The following is a 24013-nucleotide window of genomic DNA, read 5'->3' as shown; positions in this document are numbered from 1 at the left end:
CGGCTGCGTTGGGCCCACCGCCAATGCCGTGCCCGGCACGCGGACGAACAATAGAGGGCATCGTGGCGCACCCGGTCCGGCAGTTCGGCGCCACAGGACGGGCAGTAGCGGACCGCGACCGCGCCGCGATCTACCTGAGCAACCATCTGAGCCTCCTTACTCGGGTTAGCTCAACGATAGTTCGATCTGTCGTGAGACATCGGGCATCAGGCAGAGTCCCCCTGCTGCTGCAGCTGGTCTAGCGCGGCGGGTTTGAGAGGCGGGCGATTTCGCCGTGCGCGGCCGCAAGCGCTTCGTCGCGGGCTTTGAGTTCGGTTCTGAGTTTGCTCAGTTGAGTTTGTTGGGTGGTCAGCTGGCGGCGTAGTGCGGCCACGATGGAGCTCTCGGCTGCAGGCCGTGGTTGGGGTGCCAGTGGCGCCACGTGCAGGGGTGTGTGGGCGCGGATGCGTTCGAGCAGGTCGGGGTGGGCGTAGATGGTTTTACGGGTGACCCTGGCGGTGCGGGCGACGGCATTAACGTTGATCGGCTCGCCGCGTTTGCGCCGATCGCGGATGGCTTTATCGATGCGGCGGCGGGCCTCATCGGAGCGCTGATGGGCGTGGCGGCGCAGCCCGTCGGTGCCGCGGTGATGCTCAGCCATCGCTGCGCCGCCCGCCGCTGGCATGGTTGATGATGCTCTCGTGGGCGCCGCGGGTGGCGATTGGCAGCTGGGGCCGCCTGCCCGCGGTGGCCGCGCCCGCAATCGCGCTGGGCGCAGATCCGCTGCCCGCCAAAGCATCTGAATGATTGGACAAGCGAGCGATGATGGCTTGTAGTGAGACGATTTCGCGGAGGCGTTCGCTGACCCAAACGTTGTCGTCGGTTAGCTCGCGTCCGGTGCGCTCGGCGAACTGTCGCCGGCGCCCAGCCAGGAGGGTTTGGGTGGCGGTGAGCTGACCGCGCAGATCATGCAGGTGGGTGGCATCGGTGGCGAAGTGCCCGCACGACAGGCAGGCGTTGCCCTTATCGCATGATTTCAGCGGCGGCAACAGGCACACCCCGTTGGGCAGCACCCGGTCGGTGCGCTTGCCGAGTTGGGTCATCTCGTAAATGTCTGAGGGGCTGATCGCGATCTCGGCGCCCATCGCACCGATCTTCTTGTGTTTCAAGAATTCTGCTTCGGAGGTGGCCGCCAGCGTGGCGGCGTAGCGGGCGGTCATCTCCGGGCTTTTGTGACCCAGGTAGCGCTGCACGACATGGAACGGGACACCGTCATTGAGTAGCTCGGTAGCGCGTGTGTGCCGCAGCCGGTGCGTCTGGGAGAACCGCAGCGCATTGCCCTGGGCATCGACGAGGCGGTGGACGGCGTCCAGTTTCTTGAGTGCGTTCAGATATGAGGTGTAGGGGCGGGCGCGTTGGCCTTGGTGCTGGTGCACCATCCCCACAAACAGGTACTTGGGCTTGATGCCGGGGTAGCGGCGCGCCAGCCAGCGCTGCTGCTCGCGGATGACATCGACGATCTGTTGTTCTACCAAGATGGTGGGATCCACTCCGGCGACCTTGGTCTGCTGATAGCGCAGCCGCGCCACGAAGATGCCGGTATCTGCACCGGCCGGGGCTGCGGCACCCGGAATGGCTTGCAGCGGGTCATGATCGAGCATCAGGATCTCCGAGGCCCGCCGACCGGTCATCGCCTGCAGCAGCCAGGCGCGGGCGGCTTGCGGATCGCCCAGGCCGGCCATCACCGAGATCTGCCCGTCGGGGTGGGTGAGCACCACACGTTCTTCCGTGTCGGCGCTCAGCACCTGTAAGTAGGCCAGCATCCGCTGCAAATCAGCGGTGCTATACCAAGTCAGCTCGCGCGGCCGACGGGTTTTGCGCGGCAGGTAGGCCGGTGCCCACAGCCGGGTATGGCCGATCCCCAACTCTTTCCAGCGTTTGTCCCCGGTGGCGGCGGCAGCTTCGGCGCCGTGATCGTGCATGAAGGTGTAGAACGCTTGCACCTGGTACTGGATCTCGGTCACCAGGTAGTCGCCCAGGGTGCCGGATTTGGTGGTGGCCTCAGGGCTGCGCAAGTAGGCCAGAAAATCCATGAACACGGCGCGCAGCTGCTCGGGATCAGCGGTGATCAGCGGGTTGTCGTGGTAGTTGTTGCGTTGGCAGAACAGGCCCAGATGCCGGCCGAGAGTTTGGCAGCGGCTCACCGCGGTGGTCCAGGTGAACAGCTGGTGGGTGATGGCGGTGCGCATCCAGAACCGCAGCCCCTCCCGCAGCCACACCGGTTGTATGCCAGCGAGTTTGAGCACGCGCTCGTGATGGGGTTCATGCTCGCGTTGCGGGATCCGCGGGTCGATCCGCAAGTCCCAGGTGTCATAGCTCCACCACGGCGCCGAAGCGGTGCGCACCGCCAGCAGCGTGTGCAGGTGCTCGACGGTCCATTCCAGGTTGCGGCGGTAGGAGGCGGTGGGCAGGCGGTGGCGGCGCTGCTCGAAGAGCACCGTGGCGTGCCGCACGATGTCGGGCACACTGATATCGAGCAGGCTTGCCGGGGGTCGGCCGTGGCGGCGCCGGTATTCGGCGGCGGCGGCGGGCAGGGCCTGGGTGAACCAAACGATCTTGGCCGGGTCGATCCGGCGCAGCCCTTCGCGCCAGCATGTGTACACCCACCACGCCAGCTCGTCGGCGAAGCGGGGCGGCCCGGGCGGGGTGAAATCGTAGCCATCGCATCCGGGCGTGGCTGTGGCGTAGTAGCGGTTCTGCACGAACACCTCGCTAAACGGTGCCGTATCGATCCGGTACACCGGCTGGCGCCACGGCGCAGGCACTTTCGCCCACTGCTGCTCCCACGCAGAACTCTCGGCGCGGCAGGGGCCGAGCTGTCCGGTCGGTGGTGGGTCAGTGGGTGCCATCGTGCAGGCCCTTCCATCCGGCGGCGTAGTTCTTCCACTGCGCCGCGGTGCGCATCGCAATGTCTTCGGTCACCCACCCGTAGGTGGACAGGGTGGTCTGGATATCCAGATGCCCCAGCCGGCGCATCACCACATGCGCGGGCACACCGCAGGCCAGCAGGGCGCTGGCATGGGTGTGGCGCAGCCAGTGCGGCGACCAGCCTGCCGGGAGAGGGTCTTTGGCGGCCCTGTTGATCGAGCGAACCTTGGCGTACACGGTTTCGGGGCGCAGCGGCGCGAACAGGGCGCCGGCGGCGCGGTTGACGAACACGAAATGGCTGTCCAGATCGGGCACGGCGAGGTCCGCGCCGGCGTCCACCAGCTGCCACACATACGCCGAATACAGGGCCTCTAAATCATCTCCGACATAGATGCGTCGCGGCTGGCCCTTGACCCGCACCCCGTGCGGGTGGTCCTGGCGGGCCGCCACATCGATCCACGGGGTGCCTCCGGCGCCGATACAGAAATCCTGATGCCGCAACGACAATGCTTCGCCCAGACGCATCCCCGTCTCAGCCAAGGTGGCGAACAGCAACCGGTCCCGCAAACCAGCCTGCGATCCTGACCACAGCCCATCGGTGTCCTGGATGGCGCACGCATCCAGGATCAGCTGTACCTGCGTGGGCAGCAAAATAGGTGTGCGGCGGGCATTCTCACCCCGCACCCGGTAGATGGGCCGGTCCCGGCGCGGTCGCCGCCCGACCCCGGCCAGCATCGGCACGTAGCGGGAGCGGCCCCGCTTGCCCAGGGAGCCGTAGAGCTTCTGATAGGGCACGTCCAGGTTGTGGGCGTGCGCCTGATAGCGGTAGAACGCCAGCACCGCGGCGGCCCGCTGCTGCACTGTCGCCGCCGCCAGCCAGCTTCCCTCAGGCCCTACCCGTGTGGTCCCGGGAAGATCCCCGGTGCGCAGATACGTCAGGAAACCGCCGAACAGTGAGGTCGAGATCTGTGTCCAGCCGGTCCCGGTGTGCTCCAGCAGCGTCCACCACGCCGCCAAGCCGGCGGCGTACGCGCGGACCGTGTGCGGGGAGGCCTGATCATCGCGCAGGAACGCGATGTATTCGGCGACCGGGGCGATCGGCAGGTGATCAGCACCGACCACCGTGTACCAGCGCGAACCATCAGCTACATCACGCACCCGCTGCACCCGCGCCACCACAGGCCCCGTCCGCTCAGGCCCGCCGCCGCCGGTACGCGGCGAAATCGGCCACACCACTGGAACCGCGCGGCGCCGGCCGTGTCGCAGTGCTCAAGGCGGGCACGGCCATACGCTGACCGACCAGAAATTCCTGCAGCATGTCCAGCGGCCACATCACCCGGTGTGCCATCAACGCCTCCGGAGAGCTGACACCGAACGCAAACTCGATCCACTTGCTCATCAACCGGGGTCGCTCAGGTTTACGGTCATCCCAACCCGGCTCGGTACGTCCCCAGGTGAAGCCGGTGTCAGCGTTGATCCGGGTGTACAGCTGGGTGCGCAGCATGTCGTAGCGGTCGTTATCGAGGGCGCCCGAGTCATGGAAATGCCGAAGCAACGCACCCACCGAGATACCCCACTTCTGCTTGACAGGAAGCAAATTCAGCAACGACGGAGCACTTTTGACTGAGTGCGATACCGCGGCGAACGGCGCCAGGAACTCCGAAGCGAACCGCGATGCCTGATCTTCGTGCTCATCGGTCAACTCGGCGGCATTGGTGTGCAGAATCAAATGCCCCAGCTCGTGGGCCAGTGTCCAGCGGGTCCGTTCCCAGGAATCGAGCTCCCGCAACACAATCAGCGGCCGCTCCCGGAACTCACCCACCCAGGTCGAACAACCCAGATGCTTTTCCAGCCGACCCCGTGAATTGTCTTCCGGCGCACTACCACCGAAGCGCTCGTAACGCATCACTACCGGGATACCGCCGCGCTCGAACAAGTGCGTCAGATCGCCGATCGGCACATCACGATCAACGCCCAGGCATTGGCGAGCATGCAGAGCCGCCGCGACAGGGTCCGGGTCAGGGGCCGCACTGATCTGAACCGGAGGCAGCTTGTGCCGGCCGTTCATCTCCAGCAGAAAGTCGCCAGAAAGCGCAATGAACTGCGCCATCCGGTTCTTCTCGGTCTCCGTCGTCGATTTCGGAGCCCGGAATAACAGCTGATCAGGCTCTACACGACACACCGGCATGGAAGTGAAAAACAATGCAGGAACCCGTAATACGACCATCAACGCTGCCAGCTCGTCCTCGCGGACCTGGGCGGTCTCTGCCCGCTCCAGCCGCGACAAACGCGCACCGGACCATCCCACAGCCTCCATGACAGCCTTTGCTGTCAGTCGTCTCATCAAGCGGGCCTGGCGCACCCGCAGACCAAAAATTTCTACCGTCTTCGTCATAGCGATCCCGATTCAACACTAACGCCCGTGACGCTAACCGACAGGTATGACAAACCTGTCACGCTGGTGCAGGACCAGTACCCTCTTCGCTGTCCTTGCCGAAGTCCTCGAAATCGTTGTCGGAGGTATCTTCTTGCCGGGTAACCAACTTCGGCAGCGGCGCAGAAGCCACGATCACCGTGTTCGTGCTGTCGTCGATTCCGATCACCGCAGCCAAAAACACCTCCAGGACATGCAGACTGTCCGGACTCAACGTCCACAACACGAACCAGTCGTAGCCGGTGGGCTTGCGTTCGAGATGGTCGAACTCGCCACCAAAGGTGTACTGCCCGTTGATCACTTCCGGTTCGGGCGACCCGCCGTCGTCGGCCTCCGTGGTGGCCTTCTCGGCCACACGCTGCGCCTCGGCTTCGGCCAGCTTCAGCGCCGCCTCTCGCTGCGCCTTGGAGGGATACACAACCAGCCGATCGTGCTCGGCCACCACTTTCGAGGGCGCCTTGCGCACCCGTATACCCTCCCCGCCGCGGCCATCGTCCAAGATCGCTGACATGCCCTGACCGCAGCGAGTGGTCAAAGAACCCTTCGCTGGTTTCTCCCCCTCGGGCAGACCCACACCGGATTCGCGGTCGGTGCGCGCCTTGATCAACAACCCCCGCACTGAGGTGCAATGCAACTGGCCATGCATATCGGAAGGGTCCGAGAAAACCGGCTCCCACAACTCGGCCGTCTTCAACACCGCGTCGGCCACATCCTTGCGCACCTGCGCAAGCGCCTCGTGATGCTGGCGCACCAGAGTGTCGCACTCCACCTGCACTTCTAGGTTCATGCCCGAAGGATTCCATAGACGTACCTACTTCGCAATAGGTACACGCCGTTTTCTCTTCACAAAAATTATCGCGGCTCATCTACTTAGTATACATGCATACTAAGCATAAATTGCGTTGTGGCACAACATAATTAATCAAATTCTATCAATTCTTTTACTGATAATACGTGCAATGTGTTTGTCATATCAGAAGATTTGGAAACATCCGGAGGCTGACCGAGATCGCGGTGGTCTGCAAGGGCGAGGATGGGATTGCGCGGGTGATACCCGCATGGAATGTTGACGGCAGGCCTTGTTCCGGTGCGGCGCAGCTCGAGGCGTTGATCGCACGGAGTGCGACATGACGCAGGCTCTGCTGCTACTAGCTGCCGCATTTCTCCTTGTGCCGCAGAGGCACTCGAGGGTGGGGCGGGGTGGAGCATCTCCTCGGCGATGGAATGGAAAACTGGTGGCGGCCCCACTGGGTGGTCTGATGCTGGTGGCCGTGTGGTTGTTGCCGTTGTCGGTGGTGATGGCGGTGGGTATTGCGGGCGGCACGCTGTGTGTGCGGTGGCGCCGTCGTCGACGGTTGAGAGTCCAATCGGAGGAACTGATCGTCTTGGAGTCTTGTCTCGAGGTGATTGTCGGTGAGCTGAGGGTGGGCGCGCATCCTGTGCGCGCGTTCGAGGTCACCGCAACAGAGCTTGGCGGAACGACCGGGGAGGTGTTCGCCGCCATCGCCTCCCGCGCGCGCCTGGGGGTGACGCTCGATCCGGCCGTGCCCAGGTCGGGTCCATTGGCAACGCAGTGGGGGCGGATCAGCCGTGGCTGGATGCTGGCACAGCGTCACGGCCTCGCCGTCGCGGACCTGCTTGATGTGTGTAGAACAGATCTGCAAGAGCGACAACGATTTACGGCACGGGTGAATGCCGGCCTCGCGGGGCCGCGTGCGACGGCAGCGGTACTTACCGGATTGCCGGTAGCAGGAATCGGGCTCGGGCAGATGATCGGAGCCAAGCCGCTGAGCGTGCTCTGTGCGGGCGGAATGGGTGGCGTGCTACTCGTTGTCGGGGTGGCGCTGGCATCTGTCGGTCTGCTGTGGTCCGACGCAATCACTGCGAAGGCATTGCGGTGATTACGGCTCTGCTGCTGCTGGCCTCGGCAATCTTGAGCCTGCCGGGGGCGCTGCGGGCCCGTACAAGGCTGTCGTGTGGTGATGCACTTGTCGCGGCGGATCGTGACACCACCGAAAAGGGTTTGTTAGGAATGGCGTTCAGCCTTGACATGCTGAGCGTGTGCCTTCGATCGGGGATGCCAGTGGCGACTGCGGCGTTGGTGGTGTCCTCCTGCGCGCCATCAGAATTAGGCCGTGTCCTCAACCGTGCGGGGGAGATGCTCGCCCTGGGTGCATCGCCGTCGGCGGCGTGGGCTGACGCGGGATCTGCGAATGATCTGGGATACGAACAGCGGCAGGCGCTCGCCAGATTGGCACGGCGATCGGCCGACTCCGGTGCGGTGATGGCGGCGGGCATTGCGTCGCTGGCCGTTCAGTGTCGTAGGGATGCGGTCGACTCGGCCGTGGCTACCGCCGAACGCGCCGGCGTGCTCATCGGTGCGCCGCTGGGCTTGTGTTTTCTGCCGTCATTCGTCTGCCTGGGCATCGTGCCTGTCGTCATGGGTTTGGCGAGGGATGTGTTCAGCAGCGGTGTGCTGTGATCCGCGGAAGGGCCGCGGGATCAAGAGGGAGGGAATCCATTGATACACAACATATTGACGAAGTTACGTCTGCGGATGATGGTGGTCGTCGAGTCCGAGGATGGCATGTCCACCGTGGAATATGCGATCGGCACAATCGCGGCAGCGGCCTTCGGGGCGATTCTCTACACGGTGGTCACCGGGGATTCGATCGTCAGTGCTCTCACCAACATCATCGCGCGCGCACTCAACACCAGCGTCTAGGCGACGACACCGGAGCCGCCACCGTCGAGTCCGCCTTCGGCATAGCGGCGTTGGTAGCGGTACTCGTGCTCTGTTCCGCGGGAATCCATGCGGTATCGATGCAGGTGCGCTGTGTGGACGCCGCGCGGGAGGCGGCGCGATTGGTGGCACGCGGAGATGACGCCGATGCGAGAACGGTCGCACACCGGATTGCTCCGCGCGGTGCGGTGCTCGAGGTGCGGCGTGACGGCGACTATGCGGTGGCACGGGTCGCCGCGACGAGCCGATTGCTGCCTGCCATCACGATTGCCGCCGAGTCGGTTTCGGCGATGGAACCCGAGGGCTGACAACGGCTCGGCGACCATTGTCGCGGTGGCGATGATGGCGGTGCTGTTGGCGTTGACGGCTGGGGGCGCCGCGGTGGGCGAGGCCGTGGTGGCACGGCATCGGGCTCAGGCCGCCGCCGATCTGTCCGCGCTGGCCGGGGCGCAACGGGCGCTCTACGGTACCGCTCCCGCCTGTGCGGAGGCGACCGTTGTCGCCCGGAGGATGGGCGCCGCCGTCACCCGCTGCGTTGTCGATGATCTCGATATTGTTGTCAGCGTGGATATCCCGGTGGTGTTGGGCCGGTTCGGTGTGGGCCAGGCCCGGGCCGCGGCTCGCGCGGGACCGGTTACCGAAGGCGGGTGACGCAATGACGACTTTCGCGGCTCAGTTCACGTCACACCGGACCAACGGCGACCTCACGCGCCGTACAAATCAAGCAGCTTTAGCGTGACGCCATTGGTCCAGCCGAAGCCATCTTGCAGGGGGTACTCCCCGCCGCCTCCACCACCGGTATTACCGGCTGAGACCACGTACTTCTCGACCAGTTTGCCTTCGGTCGAATAGACGTGTTTCACAGTGGTGAGAAAACGGGTTCCGATTTCCTTCGCAAGTGCGGGCTCTCCGTATCGCCGCAAGCCATCGACCGCGATCCATTGAAGCGGCGCCCAGCCGTTGGGTGCGTCCCACTGTTGGCCGGTCGTCTCGGTCGTCGTTACGAGACCGCCGGGTTGTAGCAACGATTTGCGTGTTGCACTGGCCGTCATCGTGGCGCGTTCAGGCGACGCAACGCCTGCGAACAAGGGGTACAGGGCGGCCGCGGTGATCGCGTCACGTGGCTCGCGTAGCTGCCAGTCGTAATCGCCGTAGTAGCCGTGGTCATTCCACAAGTAACGGTTGATCGCTGTCGCGCGCTGCTGAGCGCGGGTGGAGAAGTCGGCGGTGCACGGGGCATCGCGTGTGATGGTGCAACCTTTCGCGATTGTCGTCTCGAGTTGGAACATCAGGCTGTTCAGGTCTACCGGCACGATTGCGGTAGTCCGGATGGTCTTGAGTGTCCGGCCGTCACCAAGCCAACGAGAGCTGTAGTCCCAGCCGCTTTCTGCGCCTGCCCGCAAGTCGCGCCAGACTTCGTGTGCGGGACGGCTAGGCGCTTCGTCCGCGGTCACGGTGTCCTCAAGATACGACTCGTCGCGCCTGGTGTCGCTCGCGTCCCAGTAGCGGTTCAGGACCGCGCCGTCGGGCATGGTGACCACATGGTGTGCCGCGGTGCCTGGCGGAGTTTCGTGCTCGCCTTGCATCCAGTACTCGTACTCCTTGCGCAGCGCTGGCAGATACTTTCGGTAGACGTCGTCGCCTTCGGCCTGCGCGGCGAGGGCGACCATGTTCGCGAAGAAGGGCGGTTGCGAGCGGCTCGCGTAATACGTGCGATTGCCGTTCGGCACATGGCCTACCGTGTTGATCAAGTGTGCGAAGTTGTCGAGCATGTCGTCGACGAGGTCCTCGCGCCCTGACACCTGCAAACCAAGCATCGTGGAATAGGTGTCCCAGTAGTAGCCTTCCTGGAACCGCCCGCCCGGCACCACATACGGTTTGGGTAGCGGGATCAACGAACTGTTCGGTGGCACAGAGACGCTGGTTTTTGTGAGCCTGGGCCATAGCCAGTCGATGTGCTCACGCAGCGTCTGGTTTGGTGGTGGTGTGACGCCCTCATCGGCAGGTGGTGTGAAGTGCTGTTCGGTGAAGGCCTTCAGAGAGAAGCCCGGTTCTGTTTTCTGTCGCTGGTATAGCTGAACGATTGTGGCCGGGTCGGTATCTAGAACGGAATCGACGAAGGTCTTCTGATCGGGGTATAGCTGTGAGCTCTGCACCGCGACGAAGAGGTCTCCGTAGAGTTGGTGTGGCGGCTGCGGCAGTAGCGCACTGGCGGTCGGCTGAGTGGACTGCGTAGCGGCCCGATTCTCGCTTTCTGTCAGCGAAACGCAGCCAGTAATGGTCAGGCAGGCGGTGGCTACGGTAATCGTCTTGCGGAGCCGCAGTGCAGATCTGGTTCTAGTCAAGGTGGCTGATTCGGCCTGCCATGGCTTCACCGTAGGTGTCTCCTCATTGTGTGTTCTGGGTTGGGCCGCAGATGTGGCCTTGGACAGGGCCGACCGCAAGAACTCAAGTGGCTGACCCGCCGCGTGTCGAAGTGCTTCGATGAACCACTTTATACGTGGTCGCGGGGGCGGCTAGGCTGATGGTCGTGACGAGCTCTGGGGGAGTGACGATCTACCATGTCGCCGAGCGCGCAGGGGTGAGCATTTCGACGGTGTCACTGGCCATCAACCATCCGAACCGCGTCAGTGAGAGGACGAGGGAGCGGGTTGTCGAGGCAGCGGGCGAACTCGGCTACCGTCCCGGCTCTACCCCGTCGGAACGCGGAAAGGAACGCACCGGACGCATCGCGGTGATCGCGCCCTTTACGAGCTACGACTCCTTCCGGCTTCAGCTGGTGGGAGTGCTTGACGCACTCAGCCCGCATGACGTGGACGTGCTCGTCTGCGATGCGCCGTCGGCGGCCGAGGCTCCATCGCCACGCCTAGATACGTTGCCCATTCGCGGTGATGTCGACGGGGCCATCGTCATGGGGCTGCCGCTGTCGGCAGAGGGAGCCGACCGGCTGACTCGTTGGGGGCCGCCGGTGGTGCTCGTCGATGCACCCCATCCCAACTTCTCTCATGTCGGGTTCGATGACGAGCACGCGGGCTACCTTGCGGCGAGCCACCTCATAGACCGCGGGCACCGCCGCATCGTGTATCTGTGTGAACCGCAGCGCTCGAAAGCCTATGTGTCGTCAGTGATGTTGCGCGGCGACGGTATGCGTCGTGCATTCAATGAGGCGGGCGGCGCCGCCAATGGATACCAGCTCGACGAGATCGTGCTCGCCGCCAACGACATCACACTGGCAACGGAAGCCACCACCGGCCTTCTTACTGGTGGGCAACGCCCCTCTGCCATCGTGGCTCATCACGATGCACTCGCGGCCGGTGTTCTGGCCGGAGCCCGGGCGATGGGAGTAGTAGTGCCCGAGCAGCTGGCGGTCATGGGGTTCGACGACGGAATCCTGGCCGAAAGCCTGGGCATGACAACGATCCGGCTGTCCTTCGAAGAAGCCGGGCGGATCGGCGCCGGACTTCTGCAGTCCTTGATGAGCAACCCTGGGCAATCCCCCACCAGGACGGTGCTCATCCCACAGCTGGTGATCCGCTCCACAACCTGAACGCCACATTGCTGAGCGTGTGGCGACTGACGATGCGCGGGCATCCACGATCGTAGACATGGCCGATGTACTTGGTGCGCACGCTCTTACGCATCAGAACGCCGCAACCAGGACCAGTCCGCCGCTCATCGCCACGAATGAGGTGAACGTGGCGGCCTTGAAGCTGGCAGAGGATGTGATGTTCTCCTTGAACGCCATGGGGAGAAACAGGGTTGGATTCAATAGCGCGCCAAAGACCACGACCGCGGCCAGCCAGCCGGGTATGCCCGGTACGGCCAGGCCCACCGCGATCAGGAGTACACCCATCATGATGTAGTCCAGGTGGGCCTGCAGAAACCTGCGCCCGTTCGTCACGCCGATGCGTCTGAGTAGTTGCGGGGCAAGGAAGTTCGCGGCCACCGTCCACCCCATCATCGCGCCGAACGCCAGCTCGGCCAGTCCTATGCGCACCATGAGGTTCATGCGCCCACCATGTTTCTGCGATACCACCGTCGGCCATGCCATCGTTGGTAATGCCATGCCGCGGTGGGCAGTACGCCACGGGGATGCAGCCAGAAGCGATGGGGAATCTCGGCCGTGGGTATCTGACGCCCCGGGTCGATATCGCCGAGAAGGATGCCCTGGCCCTGCTCGGGACGTCGTTCGGCGATGATGTGCCCGGCGCTATCGGTGATAAGGGTGGATCCCTCGAAATGGCCCCGGTATTCGAGGGGGAGCCAGGGCATGGCGCAGCGGAAGTCGCCAACGTGCGCGGCGTGAATCACTGGAGCTCCAACATATTTCGCGAAAGTTCCCGCTGCGGCCCGGGCCGTCTCGTGGTTGCGACGTTCCATCCCTTCAAAGGTCGCGCGTGGGTGCCACGGCGGTATTGACCACCAGCCGGATCCTGTCATCACCAGGTCGACGCGTGAACGCATGCGTTGTGCCGTGCGGGTGCGCATCAACTCCCAACACACTGCTGCCCCGACCGCATACGTCCCCGCGCGGAACACCCCGTCGTCCTGACCGCCGATGTAGAAGGAGTTCTCCCACATGGTCGGCAGGTCCTTGTCGTGACGCCCGACCACCCCGGTTGCGTCTGCAGCGACGTAGGCATTGCGGACGTGCCCGTCCTCGTCTCGGCACAGGAACGAGCCGCCGACGAGCGCGTCGTAGCGACGAGCCAGCGAGCACAGCAGTTCGGTGGCGGCTCCCGAGAGGGGCAGAGTGGCATCTTTCAAGGACGGGTCGAAGGCGATCCCGCTGGTGAAGAACTCGGGCAACGCGATGATCCGCGCCCCGGATTGCCCGGCCATATCAGCGAGCGCGGAGCATCTGTCCAGGTTCGCGTCCACATCTCCCATGACTGCTTCGAGTTGGATCGCCGCCGCCAGCACCATAACCGAACGCTACTACAAAATTGAACGCTCCTACAAGAGTTTGTTGCGGATGAGGCCGCGTTCGATGATCTCGCGACCCAGCGCCAGGACGCGCTGCATTTCGGCGGGCTCAAGTCGCAGCCGGTCGGGCCGCAAATTGAGTGACAGCACACCGTTCCAGGCGCCCCATAGGAAGATCGACGTCCGGACCGGATCGGGGCAGTGCAGCTCGCCCGCGGTGTCGGCACGGCGGAGCACGTCGGCGATGTCGCCGACCAGCGATTCGACCTTGTCGGCGATCCGGCGCTCGACCTCGTCGGCCATATCGCCGGGGGGGACGTCCAGGGTGCGCAGGGCGATCATGCGGAAGTACCCCGGGTTCTGCAGATGGAAATCGCAGTAGGCGTCGCTGGCGGCGCGCAGTTCCTCCATGGGTGTACGCCCATCGCCGAAGGCCGCGGCCATCGCTTGCTCGTTGACCAACAGGGCCCGCTCGACAAGCGCGAGGTAGAGACGTTCCTTGTTCTTGAAGTGGTGGTAGATCGAGCCGACCGCGAGATCGGCGGCGTCGGCTATGGCATCCATCGTGACCGCGTGGAACCCGCGCTCCACGAAGAGTCCCTCGGCCGCATCGAGGATGGCCGCGGTCGTTACTGCGGTGCGACGGTCTTGACGTCGGGCCCTGGTCTCAGACACCCACCGAGGTTACGGGCGCACGAACTGATGGCGGTAGCGTTACCGAATGGTCGTCACCCTGCACCCCAAGTTGGGTCTCAAGGCCCGGTTGCCGTTTCTGTTCGTCCTGCTCTTCGTCAAGCCGCTGCTGATCTTGTTCCCGATCTTCGACGCGGGTCTTCGGCAGCTGAAATGGCTGGACCGGGGCGCCCAGCGGGGTCCCGACGCACCCGGCATCGCGCGGACGCGGATCGCGCTGGCCGACAGACCGACGGATCTGATGGTGCCGGCCGGGACGCAAGCCGGCGACTCCGATACCGCCATCCTCTATCTGCACGGCGGTGCGTTCATCGCGTGCGGCCCCGCCACTCACCGCAAGATCACCGGTCTGCTGGCGCGCCAGCTTCAGATCCCCGTCTACGTGCTCGACTACCGGCAGCTGCCGGAGGTCGGTGTGGGCTCCTCGGTGGCGGATGCAGTGCAGGCCTACCGCGAGCTACTCCAGCACTACACACGGGTGATCGTCGTCGGAGACTCGGCAGGCGGTTACCTGAGCGGCAAGGTCATCGAATATGCGCACACCCACGGGCTGTCGAAACCCGTTGCCTATGTCGGGTATTCACCGTTGCTTGATCTGGATCTGGCCGCCAATCCGTCCAGCACCAGCCGACACGACGCATACCTGCCCAAGGGTAAGCTGGCGAAGTTGGCACCCAAATTCGACAGGGGTCCAGTGGAATTCACTGGAGAACGTCGGGTGATATCGGTACCGGTCGAGGCATTCCCGCCAACGCTGCTCATCACCGCACAGGACGAGTTCCTGGAGCCTGACGCTCTGGAGCTCGCGGAGAAGCTTACTGGTGCGGGTGTGGTGGCCAAGGTGCACAGCTACTCGTGGCAGCTGCATGCCTTCCCGGCCATCGCCGTCTCGCGCGATACGGCCGAGGCCGTCGTTCTCTCCGCCGACTTCATCCGCGAGGCGCTTTCGGTGTCCGACCAGGAGCAGGCGACCGAGCAGACCGGATAAATCCAGCGCGGGAAATATTCGGCACGCGTCTGCGTTGGATTGTGCCGGGCCAGCCGTGCTGGCCGCCGACCCGACGCGAGGAGCCTTCGGACCATGAGCCTGCTGTTCGAGCCGTACCGGCTGCGCGACATTACAATCCCCAACCGGGTCTGGATGTCGCCCATGTGCCAGTACTCGGCGGACCCGACCGGTTCGTTGACCGGTGTGCCGAACGACTGGCACCGCACCCATCTGATCAGCCGCGCGGTCGGCGGCGCCGGATTGGTGTTCACCGAGGCCACCGCCGTCAACGCGCAGGGCCGGCTCTCTCCGTATGACACCGGACTGTGGAACGACACTCAGGAACAGGCCTGGGCGGCCATCGTGGAACGCGTCAAGGATTTTGGCGCCGTCCCCGCAGTGCAACTCGGACATGCCGGGCGCAAGGCGTCGACCGTCGCGCCGTGGGATGGGCACCGCTCACTGGATCCCTCGGACCCGTTGAGCTGGCAGACAATTGGCCCTACCGATGCGCCGTATGGCGACTTCGTGCCACCTTCGGCTGCCACCCCCGCCGATCTCACCACGATCATCGAGGATTATGTGGAGGCCGCGCGGCGTGCGTTGCGGGCGGGCTTCCAGGTGCTTGAGGTGCACGCTGCGCACGGCTACATCCAGCATCAGTTCCTTTCTCCGGCAAGCAATTTCCGCAGCGATGAATACGGTGGCTCATTCGCTGGCCGCGCCAAGCTCACCCTGGACACCGTCACGGCGGTACGCACTGTCTGGCCCGCGCACCTGCCGCTGTTCGTCAGGGTGTCGGCGACTGACTGGGTGTCCGAGGAGCCCGGGCTGGAGGCCGGCAGCTGGACACCCGACCAGACGGTCGAGCTGGCCAGGCAGTTGCAGGAACGAGGGGTAGACCTCATCGACGTATCGACGGGTGGCAATGTGCCGCATGTCCGGATTCCGACAGGACCCGGATACCAGGTGCGGTTCGCTCGGCGCATCCAGACCGAAACAGCCCTTCCCGCAGCGGCAGTCGGCATGATCACCGAGCCGCATCAGGCCGAATCGATCCTTGCCGCCGGTGATGCTTCCGCGGTGTTGCTGGGCCGCGAGCTGCTGCGCGACCCGTACTGGCCACGGCGGGCAGCGCGTGAGCTGGGTGCCGAGCTGAGCCCCGCAGTGCCCAAGCAGTACGCGCGCGCCTTCTAGCCCGACAGCCGGGATAGCACCAATCGCAGCACCTTGACGGCCGCGGCCTTGTCCAGCGGGGAATTCCCGTTGCCGCACTTGGGCGATTGCACACATGACGGGCACCCCGCCTCGCATTCGCACGCCTGGATGGCGTCGGCGGTGGCACCCAGCCAGATCGCCAGCTGCTCGTATCCACGGGCAGCGAAACCCGCGCCGCCGGGATGGCCGTCGTAGACGAATACCGTCGGTAGGCCGGTCTCGGGTTGCAGCGCGGTCGACACCCCACCGATATCGCCGCGATCGCAGCTGGCGACCAACGGGAGCAGGCCGATAGCGGCGTGCTCTGCGGCATGTAAGGCACCGGGCGTGGCGAGCGTGTCGATATCGATGACTGCCAACGCTTCCGGGGTGATCGTGTACATCACCGCTTTGGTGCTCAATGTCGAGGACGGCATGTCGAGCTCGACAAAGTCGAGGATCTCGCCGGTTGTCAGCTTGCGCAGATAGCCGATCACCTGGTGGGTGACATCCACCGGCACCAGCCCAATCTGTATGTCACCCAGGTTTACCCGCTCGCCCTCACCCGTGATCGCGATATCGATGGTGGACCGGGCGAATGTCGAGTAGTCAGGAGTAGCGTTGTGCACCAGGGCAATTCCGTCACCAAAATCGAGAGAATCGACCAGATACGTCTCGCCGGAATGCAGATAGACCGCTCCCGGATGCACCGCCGCCGGGGCTCTGCCAGCGTCGACGGTTCCCAGTACCCGCCCGGTGTCGGCCTCCAGGATCGCGATCTGGCCGCCGATCGATCCACGGATATCCACGGCTGCATAGGGATTGAGCCCCGGGGCCGCGAAGTATCCGCCGGGCCGCTTGCGTAGGAGGCCGTCGTCGACGAGCTCAGAAACCACATCCGCTGCGTCCAAGGATCGTACGTCGTCCTCGGTCAACGGCAGTTCTGTTGCCGCGCAAAGCAGATGAGGTCGCAGCACATGCGGATTGGTTGGATCGATCACCACTGCCTCGATCGGCTTGTCCAGCAGCGCACCCGGATGGTGAACCAGGTAGGTGTCCAGTGGATCGTCACGAGCGACCAGCACCACCAACGAGCCCTGTCCCCGGCGGCCGGAGCGGCCGGCCTGCTGCCAGAATGAGGCCACAGTGCCCGGGAAACCTGCCACCACAACGGCATCCAATCCGGCGATGTCGACGCCCAGCTCCAGAGCGTTCGTCGTTGCCGCGCCGGTCAACACGCCCGTCGACAACGCTTGCTCCAATGCCCGGCGGTCCTCCGGCAGATACCCAGCCCGATATGCCGCGACCTGGGATGCCAGCGCCGGATCGACCTCGGCGAGCCGATGGGCGGCACCGAGCGCCGTCATCTCCGCTCCGCGCCGCGATCGGACGAAAGCCAGCGTTCGCGCGCCTTCCTGGACCAGATCGGCCAGTAGTCGGGAGGCCTCGGTGCTGACCGGGCGCCGCACGGGTGCCCCATTCTCGCCGGTGATTGGCAGCAAGGGCGGTTCCCACAGCGCCACCGTGCGCATCCCGTGAGGCGACCCATCGCTGATCACTTCTTCGACCGGCTGTCCGATGAGTGCTTGGGCTGCCGAACCGGGGTTCGAGGTCGTGGCGCTGGCGAATACCACCGTCGGATGCGAACCGTACCGTGCGCACATGCGCAACAGCCGCTGCAGGACGAGAGCCACATTCGACCCGAAAACTCCTCGGTAGTAATGGCACTCATCCACGACGAGGTAGCGCAATCCGCGCAGGAACACCGACCACCGGGTGTGGTTATGCAGCAAGGACACATGCATCATGTCGGGATTGGTGAAGATCCACCGCGAGCTCTCGCGGGCGAACCGCCGTAACTCGTTGGAGCTGTCCCCGTCGTACGCGCAGGGCAGCACTCGCTCGAAACTTTCCATCCCCGTGATCAATTCGCGTACCGAGCGCAGCTGGTCATGGCCCAGTGCCTTGGTGGGCGCCAGATAGAGCGCGCGTGCCCGCGGCTCCTCGGCCAGGGCGGTCAGGATCGGCAGCTGGTAGGCGACGGACTTCCCGGATGCGGTTCCGGTGGCTACCACCACATGGCGTCCCGCGAACGCCAGGGAGGCGGCAGCGACCTGGTGCGACCACGGAACGGTCACCCCCTGGGCCGCAAACGCGGCGACTGCGTTGGGATGCGCCCACGGGGGCCAGGCCGCCACCTCGGCATTTCGCGCGGGGATATCACAAACATGCCGCACCGGGGTCTCGCCGCTGGGCGTACCCGCCACGATGAGATCCAGCAGTTCGCGACCGTACCCAACCGTCACCGCAAAACACCTCGTGACCTGCACACTTGTGCCAAAACGGCGCCGTGCTCGCTACCGCAGATGGCCATAACGCCAGGGTAAGGCAGGCCGAAAGAGGGTCGAAGTTTCGCCACTGTTCACCGAACTTCCCGGCAATTATGTGGCACACCGCTATCGCCAACGCCCCAAACATGCTCTACTTAAGGGGGTCGCAGCTTCTGTGTTCGTGTTTTGCACTCGCAGGATCGACGTTGTGATCGCGGTTACTGCGAGGATCATTCCACGGGGTATGGCGGTCGGAACGGGGCCCGACGTGCCGAACGGGTATGTCGAACCCAAGTAAAGAAAGATCAAAGAAATGCCACAGGGAACTGTGAAGTGGTTCAACGCGGAAAAAGGCTTCGGATTCATTGCGCCCGAGGACGGCTCCGCTGACGTCTTCGTCCATTACACCGAAATCTCGGGCAACGGATTCCGTACCCTTGAAGAGAACCAGAAGGTCGAGTTCGAGGTAGGCCAGAGCCCCAAGGGCCCGCAGGCTACCGGCGTTCGCGCCGTCTGACCCACATCCGTCGAAGGAACGCCCCCGGCCATGTGCCGGGGGCGTTTCTCGTTCCAAGAAACTCCCCGCGCGCGGGGAGAGCCCCCTAGCTCGCGGAGAAAGTACTGTCTGTGACTGTGAGCCAGCTGTCCTTCTTTTCCGCCGAGTCGGTGCCTCCGGAGGTCACCGATTTGGCGGGGCTGCTGGCCGGACCGGGCCAGGTCGTGGTCGGCGCGGGGGGTGCCCGGATTTCGGTGGTCGTGGACCAGCCGTGGCGTGCGCTGGCACTGGCCGAGATGATCACCGAAACCGGTCTGCAGGCGGAACTGGGCCACACCGAGACGGGCGCGGAGAACCATCCGCTGGTGCGTACCGCCATGGATCCCGCAGTGCTGCCGGTTGCGCGCGAGTGGACTCGCGGCGCGGTGAAAACCGTGCCCGCGCAATGGTTACCGGGTGCACGTGAGCTGCGGGCATGGGTACTCGCCGCAGGCTCACCGGAGGCCGACAGGTACCTCCTGGGACTGGACCCACATGCCCCCGATACGCATTCCCCGCTGGCGGCAGCGCTGATGCGAGTGGGCATTGCTCCGACCTTGATCGGAACACGCGGTGCCAATCCCGCGTTGCGGATCAGTGGAAGACGCAGACTGGGGCGGCTACTGGAAAACATCGGAGAACCACCCGGCGACACCGATGCATTCCGCGTCTGGCCGAGGGTCTGACCGGGTTTTAGCAGCGGTTTAGTGAGGACTCGGACACGCTTTTGGCCACCCTGACATCGGGAATACCGACGCCTATATGGAAGGCTAGGTTTGCGCAATTGGCGCGGGGGTGTCATCTTGTGACCACGGTGGACCGCCCCCTACACCGTACATATGCGGCTTAATGCGCAGGTAAGGAGACGAAGCAGGTGCGACGGCTCGTCATCGTCGAATCACCGACGAAGGCCCGCAAGATCGCTGGCTATCTCGGCGACGGATACGTCGTCGAGTCGTCGCGTGGCCACATTCGGGACTTGCCCCGTGCCGCTGCCGATGTTCCCGCCAAGTACAAGTCCGAACCCTGGGCCCGTCTTGGAGTGAACGTCGATCAAGACTTCGAGCCGCTCTACATCGTCAGCCCGGATAAGAAGGGCACCGTCACCGAACTCAAGGGCCTTTTGAAGGACGTTGACGAGCTCTATCTCGCAACGGACGGTGACCGCGAGGGTGAGGCCATCGCCTGGCACCTGCTGGAGACTCTCAAGCCCAAGGTGCCCGTGCGGCGCATGGTCTTCCACGAGATCACCGAGCAGGCCATCCTTGCGGCCGCCCAGGACCCTCGTGACCTCGACAACAACCTCGTCGATGCGCAGGAGACCCGTCGCATCCTGGACCGCCTTTACGGCTACGAGGTCAGCCCCGTGCTGTGGAAGAAGGTCGGCCGGAATCTGTCCGCCGGTCGTGTGCAGTCGGTGGCGACCAGGATCATCGTCCAGCGTGAACGCGATCGCATGGCGTTCCGTAGTGCCGGGTATTGGGACCTGGGCGCCGAGCTGGACGCCGGTAGTGAGGCCAAGCCCCCACGTTTCAATGCCCGTCTGCTGAGCGTTGACGCACTGCGAGTGGCCTCCGGCCGCGACTTCGACTCCCTGGGCCAGGTCAAGAAGGCCGACGATGTGTTGGTCCTTGACGAAGTGCGGGCCAACGCCCTCGTCGCTGGGCTGTCTCACGCCACCCTGACGGTCGCATCCGCCGAAGAGAAGCCGTACACCCGCAAGCCTTACCCGCCGTTCATGACGTCGACGCTGCAGCAGGAAGCCGGGCGCAAGCTGCGGTTCTCCTCCGAGCGCACCATGAGCATCGCGCAGCGGCTGTACGAAAACGGCTACATCACCTATATGCGTACCGACTCGACGACGCTGTCGGAATCGGCATTGACTGCCGCGCGCAGCCAGGCCGCGGAGTTGTACGGAAGCGAATACGTGCATCCCTCGCCACGGCAATACACCCGCAAGGTGAAAAATGCGCAGGAAGCGCACGAGGCTATTCGCCCGGCAGGCGAGACATTCAAAACTCCGGGGCAATTGCATTCGTTGGTCGACAATGACGAATTCCGCCTGTACGAGCTGATCTGGCAGCGCACGGTTGCCTCGCAGATGGCCGACGCCCGTGGCACCACGCTGAGCCTGCGCCTCGCGGGTACCGCCACCTCCGGCGAGCAGGTGGTGTTCACCGCGAGCGGTCGCACCATCACGTTCCCCGGCTTCTTGTCCGCGTACGTCGAGACCGTGGATGAATTGGCTGGTGGCGAGGCCGACGATGAGGAACGCCGCCTGCCACAGCTCAAGCAGGGCCAGACCGTCACGGTCACCGAACTGTCCGCAGATGGGCATACCACCAATCCGCCTGCTCGCTACACCGAGGCCTCGCTCATCAAGGCGTTGGAAGAGTTGGGAATTGGGCGTCCGTCGACCTACTCGTCGATCATCCGGACCATCCAGGACCGCGGCTACGTACATAAGCGCGGCAGCGCGCTAGTGCCCTCGTGGACCGCGTTCGCGGTGATCGGGTTGCTCGAACAGCACTTCGGCCGTCTCGTCGACTACGACTTCACCGCCGCCATGGAGGACGACCTCGACGAGATCGCCTCCGGTAACGAACGGCGCACAAACTGGTTGAACGCCTTCTACTTTGGTGGCGAGCACGGCGTCGAGGGCTCGGTGGCCCGCGCCGGCGGTCTGAAGCGCCTGGTGGGTGTCAACCTGGAGGAGATCGACGCTCGCGAGGTCAACTCGATCAAGTTGTTCGACGACGACCAGGGCCGCCCCATCTATGTGCGCGTCGGAAAGAACGGGCCGTACCTGGAGCGGATGGTGGCCGATCCGGACGGGGAGGCCGGGGCGCTCATCCCGCAGCGTGCCAACGTCAAGGACGGTGTCACGCCCGATGAGCTGACGGTCGAGATGGCTGAACAACTGTTCGCGATTCCGCAGGAGGGCCGGACGCTGGGTGTTGACCCGGAGACCGGACACGAAATCGTTGCCAAGGATGGACGTTTCGGCCCCTACGTGACCGAGGTGCTGCCCGCGCCGCCCGAGCAGCTCGACGCCGTGGAAGCGGATGCGAAGCCGAAGCGGGGCGCCAAGAAGGTGGAAGGGCCCAAGCCGCGCACCGGCTCGCTGCTGAAGTCCATGACGCTGGAGACTGTGACGCTTGAGGACGCACTCAAGCTGCTGTCCTTGCCGCGTGTGGTCGGTGTCGATCCCGCCAGCAGCGAGGAGATCACCGCGCAGAACGGGCGCTACGGCCCGTACCTCAAGCGCGGCACGGACTCTCGATCGCTGGCCACCGAGGATCAGATGTTCACCATCACCCTTGACGAGGCGCTGAAGATCTACTCCGAGCCCAAACGCCGTGGCGGACAGGCGGCCTCGGCGGCCCCGCTGCGTGAGCTGGGTGTGGATTCGACGACCGGCAAGCCGATGGTGATCAAGGACGGCCGCTTTGGTCCCTACGTCACCGATGGCGAGACCAATGCCAGCCTGCGTAAGGGCGATGACGTGCTGTCGATCACCGACGAGCGGGCCTCGGAGTTACTTGCCGACCGTCGCGCGCGCGGTCCGGTGAAGCGGGCCAAGAAGGCACCGGCGAAGGCGGCGAAGAAGGCTCCGGCCAAGAAGGCCCCCGCGAAGAAGGCTGCTGCCAAGAAAGCGACCTAGCTGTGGCGCGGACGTGCGACCTGTGTCGACACGTTCCGGCCGCGCAGCTCGACGGTCTCACCGACGTTCCAGCGCAGTGCTTCCTCGTCGCGAGCCTCCATGACCGCGGAAGCTGACGCCAGCACGTTTCCGGGTTCGTTCTTGGCCAGCTCGGTAAGCCGGGCCGCCTCGTTGACGGGGTCGCCGATGACGGTGTACTCGAAGCGCGCCTGCGCCCCGATGTGGCCGGCGATGGCGCGTCCGGCAGAGACGCCGATACCAAAATCGTTGGAGCCCAATACGTTGGTGAGCTCGTCGGCCAGCTCACGGGCGGCCGCCAACGCGGCCGCGGCGCCGTCGGGATGATCAATGGGAGCGCCGAAGATAGCCAGCGCCGCGTCGCCCTGGAACTTGTTGACGAATCCGCCGTGCTTGTTGACGGTGTCGACGATCACCCGGAAGAACTCGTTGAGGACCCGGACGACCACTGCGGGGCCACGCGTGGACGCCAACTGAGTGGAGCCCACCAAGTCCACGAAAAGTACTGCCACACTGCGTTCCTGACCGCCAAGCTCGGTGCCGTATTCGAGCGCCCGGCGTGCGACGTCCTCGCCGACGTAGCGGCCGAAGAGGTCACGGAGGCGTTGTCGTTCGCCGAGATCGCGCACCATGTCGTTGAACCCGGCCTGCAGCAGTCCCAGCTCGCTGGCGTCGTAGATCGGTACGTGGGCGTTGTAGTTGCCGCGCTGCACTTCGCTGAGTGCCCAACGTAATTGGCGCAGCGGATCGGCGATCGAGGTGGCCACCAGCAGGGTGCCCATCAGTCCGATCGCCAGGGCGATGATCGCCAGGATCAGGATGGAGCCGGTGAGGTTATCGGCATTGGACTTCAGGTAACCCGCGCGCTGCCCCACGACGGTGAGCACTATTGCCAGGATCGGCACGCCGGTGCTCAGTGCCCAGGTGAGGACCTGGCGGACGATAACGCCTGGGGCTGTGACATTTTCCGGCACTCCGCGGCGCAGTGCCTGAATCGCCACGGGGCGCAGGACGCGCTCGGACTGCAGGTACCCGATGATGCTGGTCGTGGTGGCCCCGAGCACCGTCGCGAATGCGGCGACCAGCACCGAGCTATGGGTAGATGACCAGGTGACGGCGACGAATATCGCGCCACCCACAAGCCACGTCGCCACGCTGATGACGGTGCGGTAGAAGGGCATCTGTAGGGCGCGGACGCGGACATCCTCGGACCCCTCGGACTCGAAGTCCGGGGAACTGTACTGCCAGCGCAGCACGGGCAGGAGCAGGTAGGTGCTCACGATCGCGCCGGCAACAAAGAGAATGAACAGTGAGACACCGAGGATGATGAGCCGCTGCGTGCCGAGCTCGGTCAGCTCCACCCGGTCACTCGGTGGGAGCCCGAACCGTAGGAAGCCCAACACGAACAGTGCGCCGACGAGGTTGGACTGGGCGATACCCATGATGAAGAGGGGCCACGGCGTGCGCATGACCCACCGCGAATACCGGGCTGCGCGTGCAAGCGGGCGCTGGTCTGCCCTTCCCTCCGCGCCAGTCACCCGTTAACCGTAGCTGTCGGCGGTGACGGCAGCGTTTCAC

At 64.6% G+C, this 24013-nt stretch carries 22 protein-coding genes; 11 read left to right on the top strand and 11 right to left on the bottom strand.

The window, feature by feature from the left end; genetic code table 11:
* Positions 1-238: 238 nt before the first annotated feature.
* Genes B4400_RS10675 through B4400_RS10655 form a run of 5 tightly spaced genes read right to left on the bottom strand, consistent with a single transcriptional unit; the run spans position 239 to position 6128 of the window.
* On the bottom strand, positions 239-640 hold the full coding sequence (locus tag B4400_RS10675; RefSeq protein WP_043079390.1) for a DUF6262 family protein: 402 nt from the start codon (positions 638-640) through the stop codon (positions 239-241).
* Positions 633-2888 carry a tyrosine-type recombinase/integrase gene (locus B4400_RS10670; RefSeq protein ID WP_078311564.1) on the bottom strand — a complete coding sequence of 752 codons (2256 nt, stop codon included), beginning with the start codon at positions 2886-2888 and terminating at the stop codon, positions 633-635. Before B4400_RS10670 ends, B4400_RS10675 begins: the two co-directional genes overlap by 8 nt.
* The gene (locus B4400_RS10665) at positions 2875-4083 is read right to left on the bottom strand and encodes a tyrosine-type recombinase/integrase (RefSeq protein WP_043079391.1); all 1209 of its coding nucleotides are present in this window, start codon (positions 4081-4083) and stop codon (positions 2875-2877) included. Before B4400_RS10665 ends, B4400_RS10670 begins: the two co-directional genes overlap by 14 nt.
* A gap of 16 nt (positions 4084-4099) precedes the next feature.
* Entirely contained in the window at positions 4100-5302 is a 1203-nt protein-coding gene (locus B4400_RS10660) for an ImmA/IrrE family metallo-endopeptidase (protein WP_043079361.1), read from the bottom strand.
* A gap of 58 nt (positions 5303-5360) precedes the next feature.
* Entirely contained in the window at positions 5361-6128 is a 768-nt protein-coding gene (locus B4400_RS10655) for a hypothetical protein (RefSeq protein ID WP_043079362.1), read from the bottom strand.
* Between the two features lie 340 nt (positions 6129-6468).
* On the opposite strand from B4400_RS10655, the gene B4400_RS10650 reads away from it, so the two are divergent.
* The 5 genes from B4400_RS10650 to B4400_RS10635 all read left to right on the top strand — a co-directional run bounded on the left by B4400_RS10650 (position 6469) and on the right by B4400_RS10635 (position 8735).
* Positions 6469-7242, top strand: a complete 774-nt coding sequence (locus B4400_RS10650; protein ID WP_078311563.1) for a type II secretion system F family protein — start codon at positions 6469-6471, stop codon at positions 7240-7242.
* Positions 7239-7823 (top strand): type II secretion system F family protein, encoded by a 585-nt coding sequence (locus B4400_RS10645; protein ID WP_078311562.1) that lies wholly within the window; start codon positions 7239-7241, stop codon positions 7821-7823. The genes B4400_RS10650 and B4400_RS10645 overlap by 4 nt, the downstream gene beginning before the upstream one ends.
* A 75-nt stretch (positions 7824-7898) precedes the next feature.
* Entirely contained in the window at positions 7899-8066 is a 168-nt protein-coding gene (locus tag B4400_RS10640) for a DUF4244 domain-containing protein (RefSeq protein ID WP_502688392.1), read from the top strand.
* 50 nt (positions 8067-8116) lie between these two features.
* The gene (locus B4400_RS24890; RefSeq protein ID WP_286142125.1) at positions 8117-8392 is read left to right on the top strand and encodes a TadE family type IV pilus minor pilin; all 276 of its coding nucleotides are present in this window, start codon (positions 8117-8119) and stop codon (positions 8390-8392) included.
* Entirely contained in the window at positions 8301-8735 is a 435-nt protein-coding gene (locus tag B4400_RS10635) for an Rv3654c family TadE-like protein (RefSeq protein WP_286142162.1), read from the top strand. The genes B4400_RS24890 and B4400_RS10635 overlap by 92 nt, the downstream gene beginning before the upstream one ends.
* 53 nt (positions 8736-8788) lie before the next feature.
* Here the strand turns inward: B4400_RS10635 and treA are convergent, their stop codons facing one another.
* Complete coding sequence (gene treA / locus B4400_RS10630; RefSeq protein WP_078311561.1) at positions 8789-10459, bottom strand: alpha,alpha-trehalase TreA; 1671 nt, start codon at positions 10457-10459, stop codon at positions 8789-8791.
* Between the two features lie 155 nt (positions 10460-10614).
* Between treA and B4400_RS10625 the strand changes: the two genes are divergently transcribed.
* Positions 10615-11631: a LacI family DNA-binding transcriptional regulator gene (locus tag B4400_RS10625; RefSeq protein WP_170914969.1), complete on the top strand. Its 1017-nt coding sequence runs from the start codon at positions 10615-10617 to the stop codon at positions 11629-11631.
* A gap of 93 nt (positions 11632-11724) precedes the next feature.
* Here the strand turns inward: B4400_RS10625 and B4400_RS10620 are convergent, their stop codons facing one another.
* Genes B4400_RS10620 through B4400_RS10610 form a run of 3 tightly spaced genes read right to left on the bottom strand, consistent with a single transcriptional unit; the run spans position 11725 to position 13685 of the window.
* Positions 11725-12093 carry a hypothetical protein gene (locus B4400_RS10620; protein ID WP_078311559.1) on the bottom strand — a complete coding sequence of 123 codons (369 nt, stop codon included), beginning with the start codon at positions 12091-12093 and terminating at the stop codon, positions 11725-11727.
* Positions 12090-13010 carry a carbon-nitrogen hydrolase family protein gene (locus B4400_RS10615; RefSeq protein ID WP_078311558.1) on the bottom strand — a complete coding sequence of 307 codons (921 nt, stop codon included), beginning with the start codon at positions 13008-13010 and terminating at the stop codon, positions 12090-12092. Before B4400_RS10615 ends, B4400_RS10620 begins: the two co-directional genes overlap by 4 nt.
* 30 nt (positions 13011-13040) lie before the next feature.
* Entirely contained in the window at positions 13041-13685 is a 645-nt protein-coding gene (locus B4400_RS10610) for a TetR/AcrR family transcriptional regulator (protein WP_078311557.1), read from the bottom strand.
* A gap of 46 nt (positions 13686-13731) precedes the next feature.
* Here B4400_RS10610 and B4400_RS10605 point away from each other — a divergent pair, with 46 nt between their 5' ends.
* The gene (locus tag B4400_RS10605) at positions 13732-14691 is read left to right on the top strand and encodes an alpha/beta hydrolase (RefSeq protein ID WP_078311556.1); all 960 of its coding nucleotides are present in this window, start codon (positions 13732-13734) and stop codon (positions 14689-14691) included.
* A gap of 93 nt (positions 14692-14784) precedes the next feature.
* Positions 14785-15888 carry an NADH:flavin oxidoreductase/NADH oxidase gene (locus B4400_RS10600; RefSeq protein ID WP_078311555.1) on the top strand — a complete coding sequence of 368 codons (1104 nt, stop codon included), beginning with the start codon at positions 14785-14787 and terminating at the stop codon, positions 15886-15888.
* Here B4400_RS10600 and B4400_RS10595 read toward each other — a convergent pair.
* The gene (locus B4400_RS10595; protein ID WP_139361357.1) at positions 15885-18194 is read right to left on the bottom strand and encodes a DEAD/DEAH box helicase; all 2310 of its coding nucleotides are present in this window, start codon (positions 18192-18194) and stop codon (positions 15885-15887) included. The two genes, B4400_RS10600 and B4400_RS10595, sit on opposite strands and share 4 nt — an antisense overlap.
* A 337-nt stretch (positions 18195-18531) precedes the next feature.
* Here B4400_RS10595 and B4400_RS10590 point away from each other — a divergent pair, with 337 nt between their 5' ends.
* The 3 genes from B4400_RS10590 to topA all read left to right on the top strand — a co-directional run bounded on the left by B4400_RS10590 (position 18532) and on the right by topA (position 22417).
* Positions 18532-18735, top strand: a complete 204-nt coding sequence (locus B4400_RS10590; protein WP_078292536.1) for a cold-shock protein — start codon at positions 18532-18534, stop codon at positions 18733-18735.
* A gap of 116 nt (positions 18736-18851) precedes the next feature.
* A complete protein-coding gene (locus B4400_RS10585; protein WP_078311553.1) occupies positions 18852-19439 on the top strand; it encodes a hypothetical protein in 588 nt (195 codons plus the stop codon).
* Positions 19440-19627: 188 nt separating this feature from the next.
* Positions 19628-22417, top strand: a complete 2790-nt coding sequence (gene topA, locus B4400_RS10580; RefSeq protein ID WP_078311552.1) for a type I DNA topoisomerase — start codon at positions 19628-19630, stop codon at positions 22415-22417.
* On the opposite strand, the gene B4400_RS10575 is transcribed toward topA, so the two are convergent.
* Positions 22414-23904: an adenylate/guanylate cyclase domain-containing protein gene (locus B4400_RS10575; RefSeq protein ID WP_078311551.1), complete on the bottom strand. Its 1491-nt coding sequence runs from the start codon at positions 23902-23904 to the stop codon at positions 22414-22416. The two genes, topA and B4400_RS10575, sit on opposite strands and share 4 nt — an antisense overlap.
* Positions 23905-24013 lie beyond the last annotated feature (109 nt).

Source organism: Mycobacterium sp. D16Q13 (assembly GCF_002013375.1).
In the GTDB taxonomy this organism is placed as follows: domain Bacteria; phylum Actinomycetota; class Actinomycetes; order Mycobacteriales; family Mycobacteriaceae; genus Mycobacterium.
The sequence above is the reverse complement of the archived record's forward strand: the minus strand, read 5'-3'. Positions and strand labels throughout refer to the sequence as shown.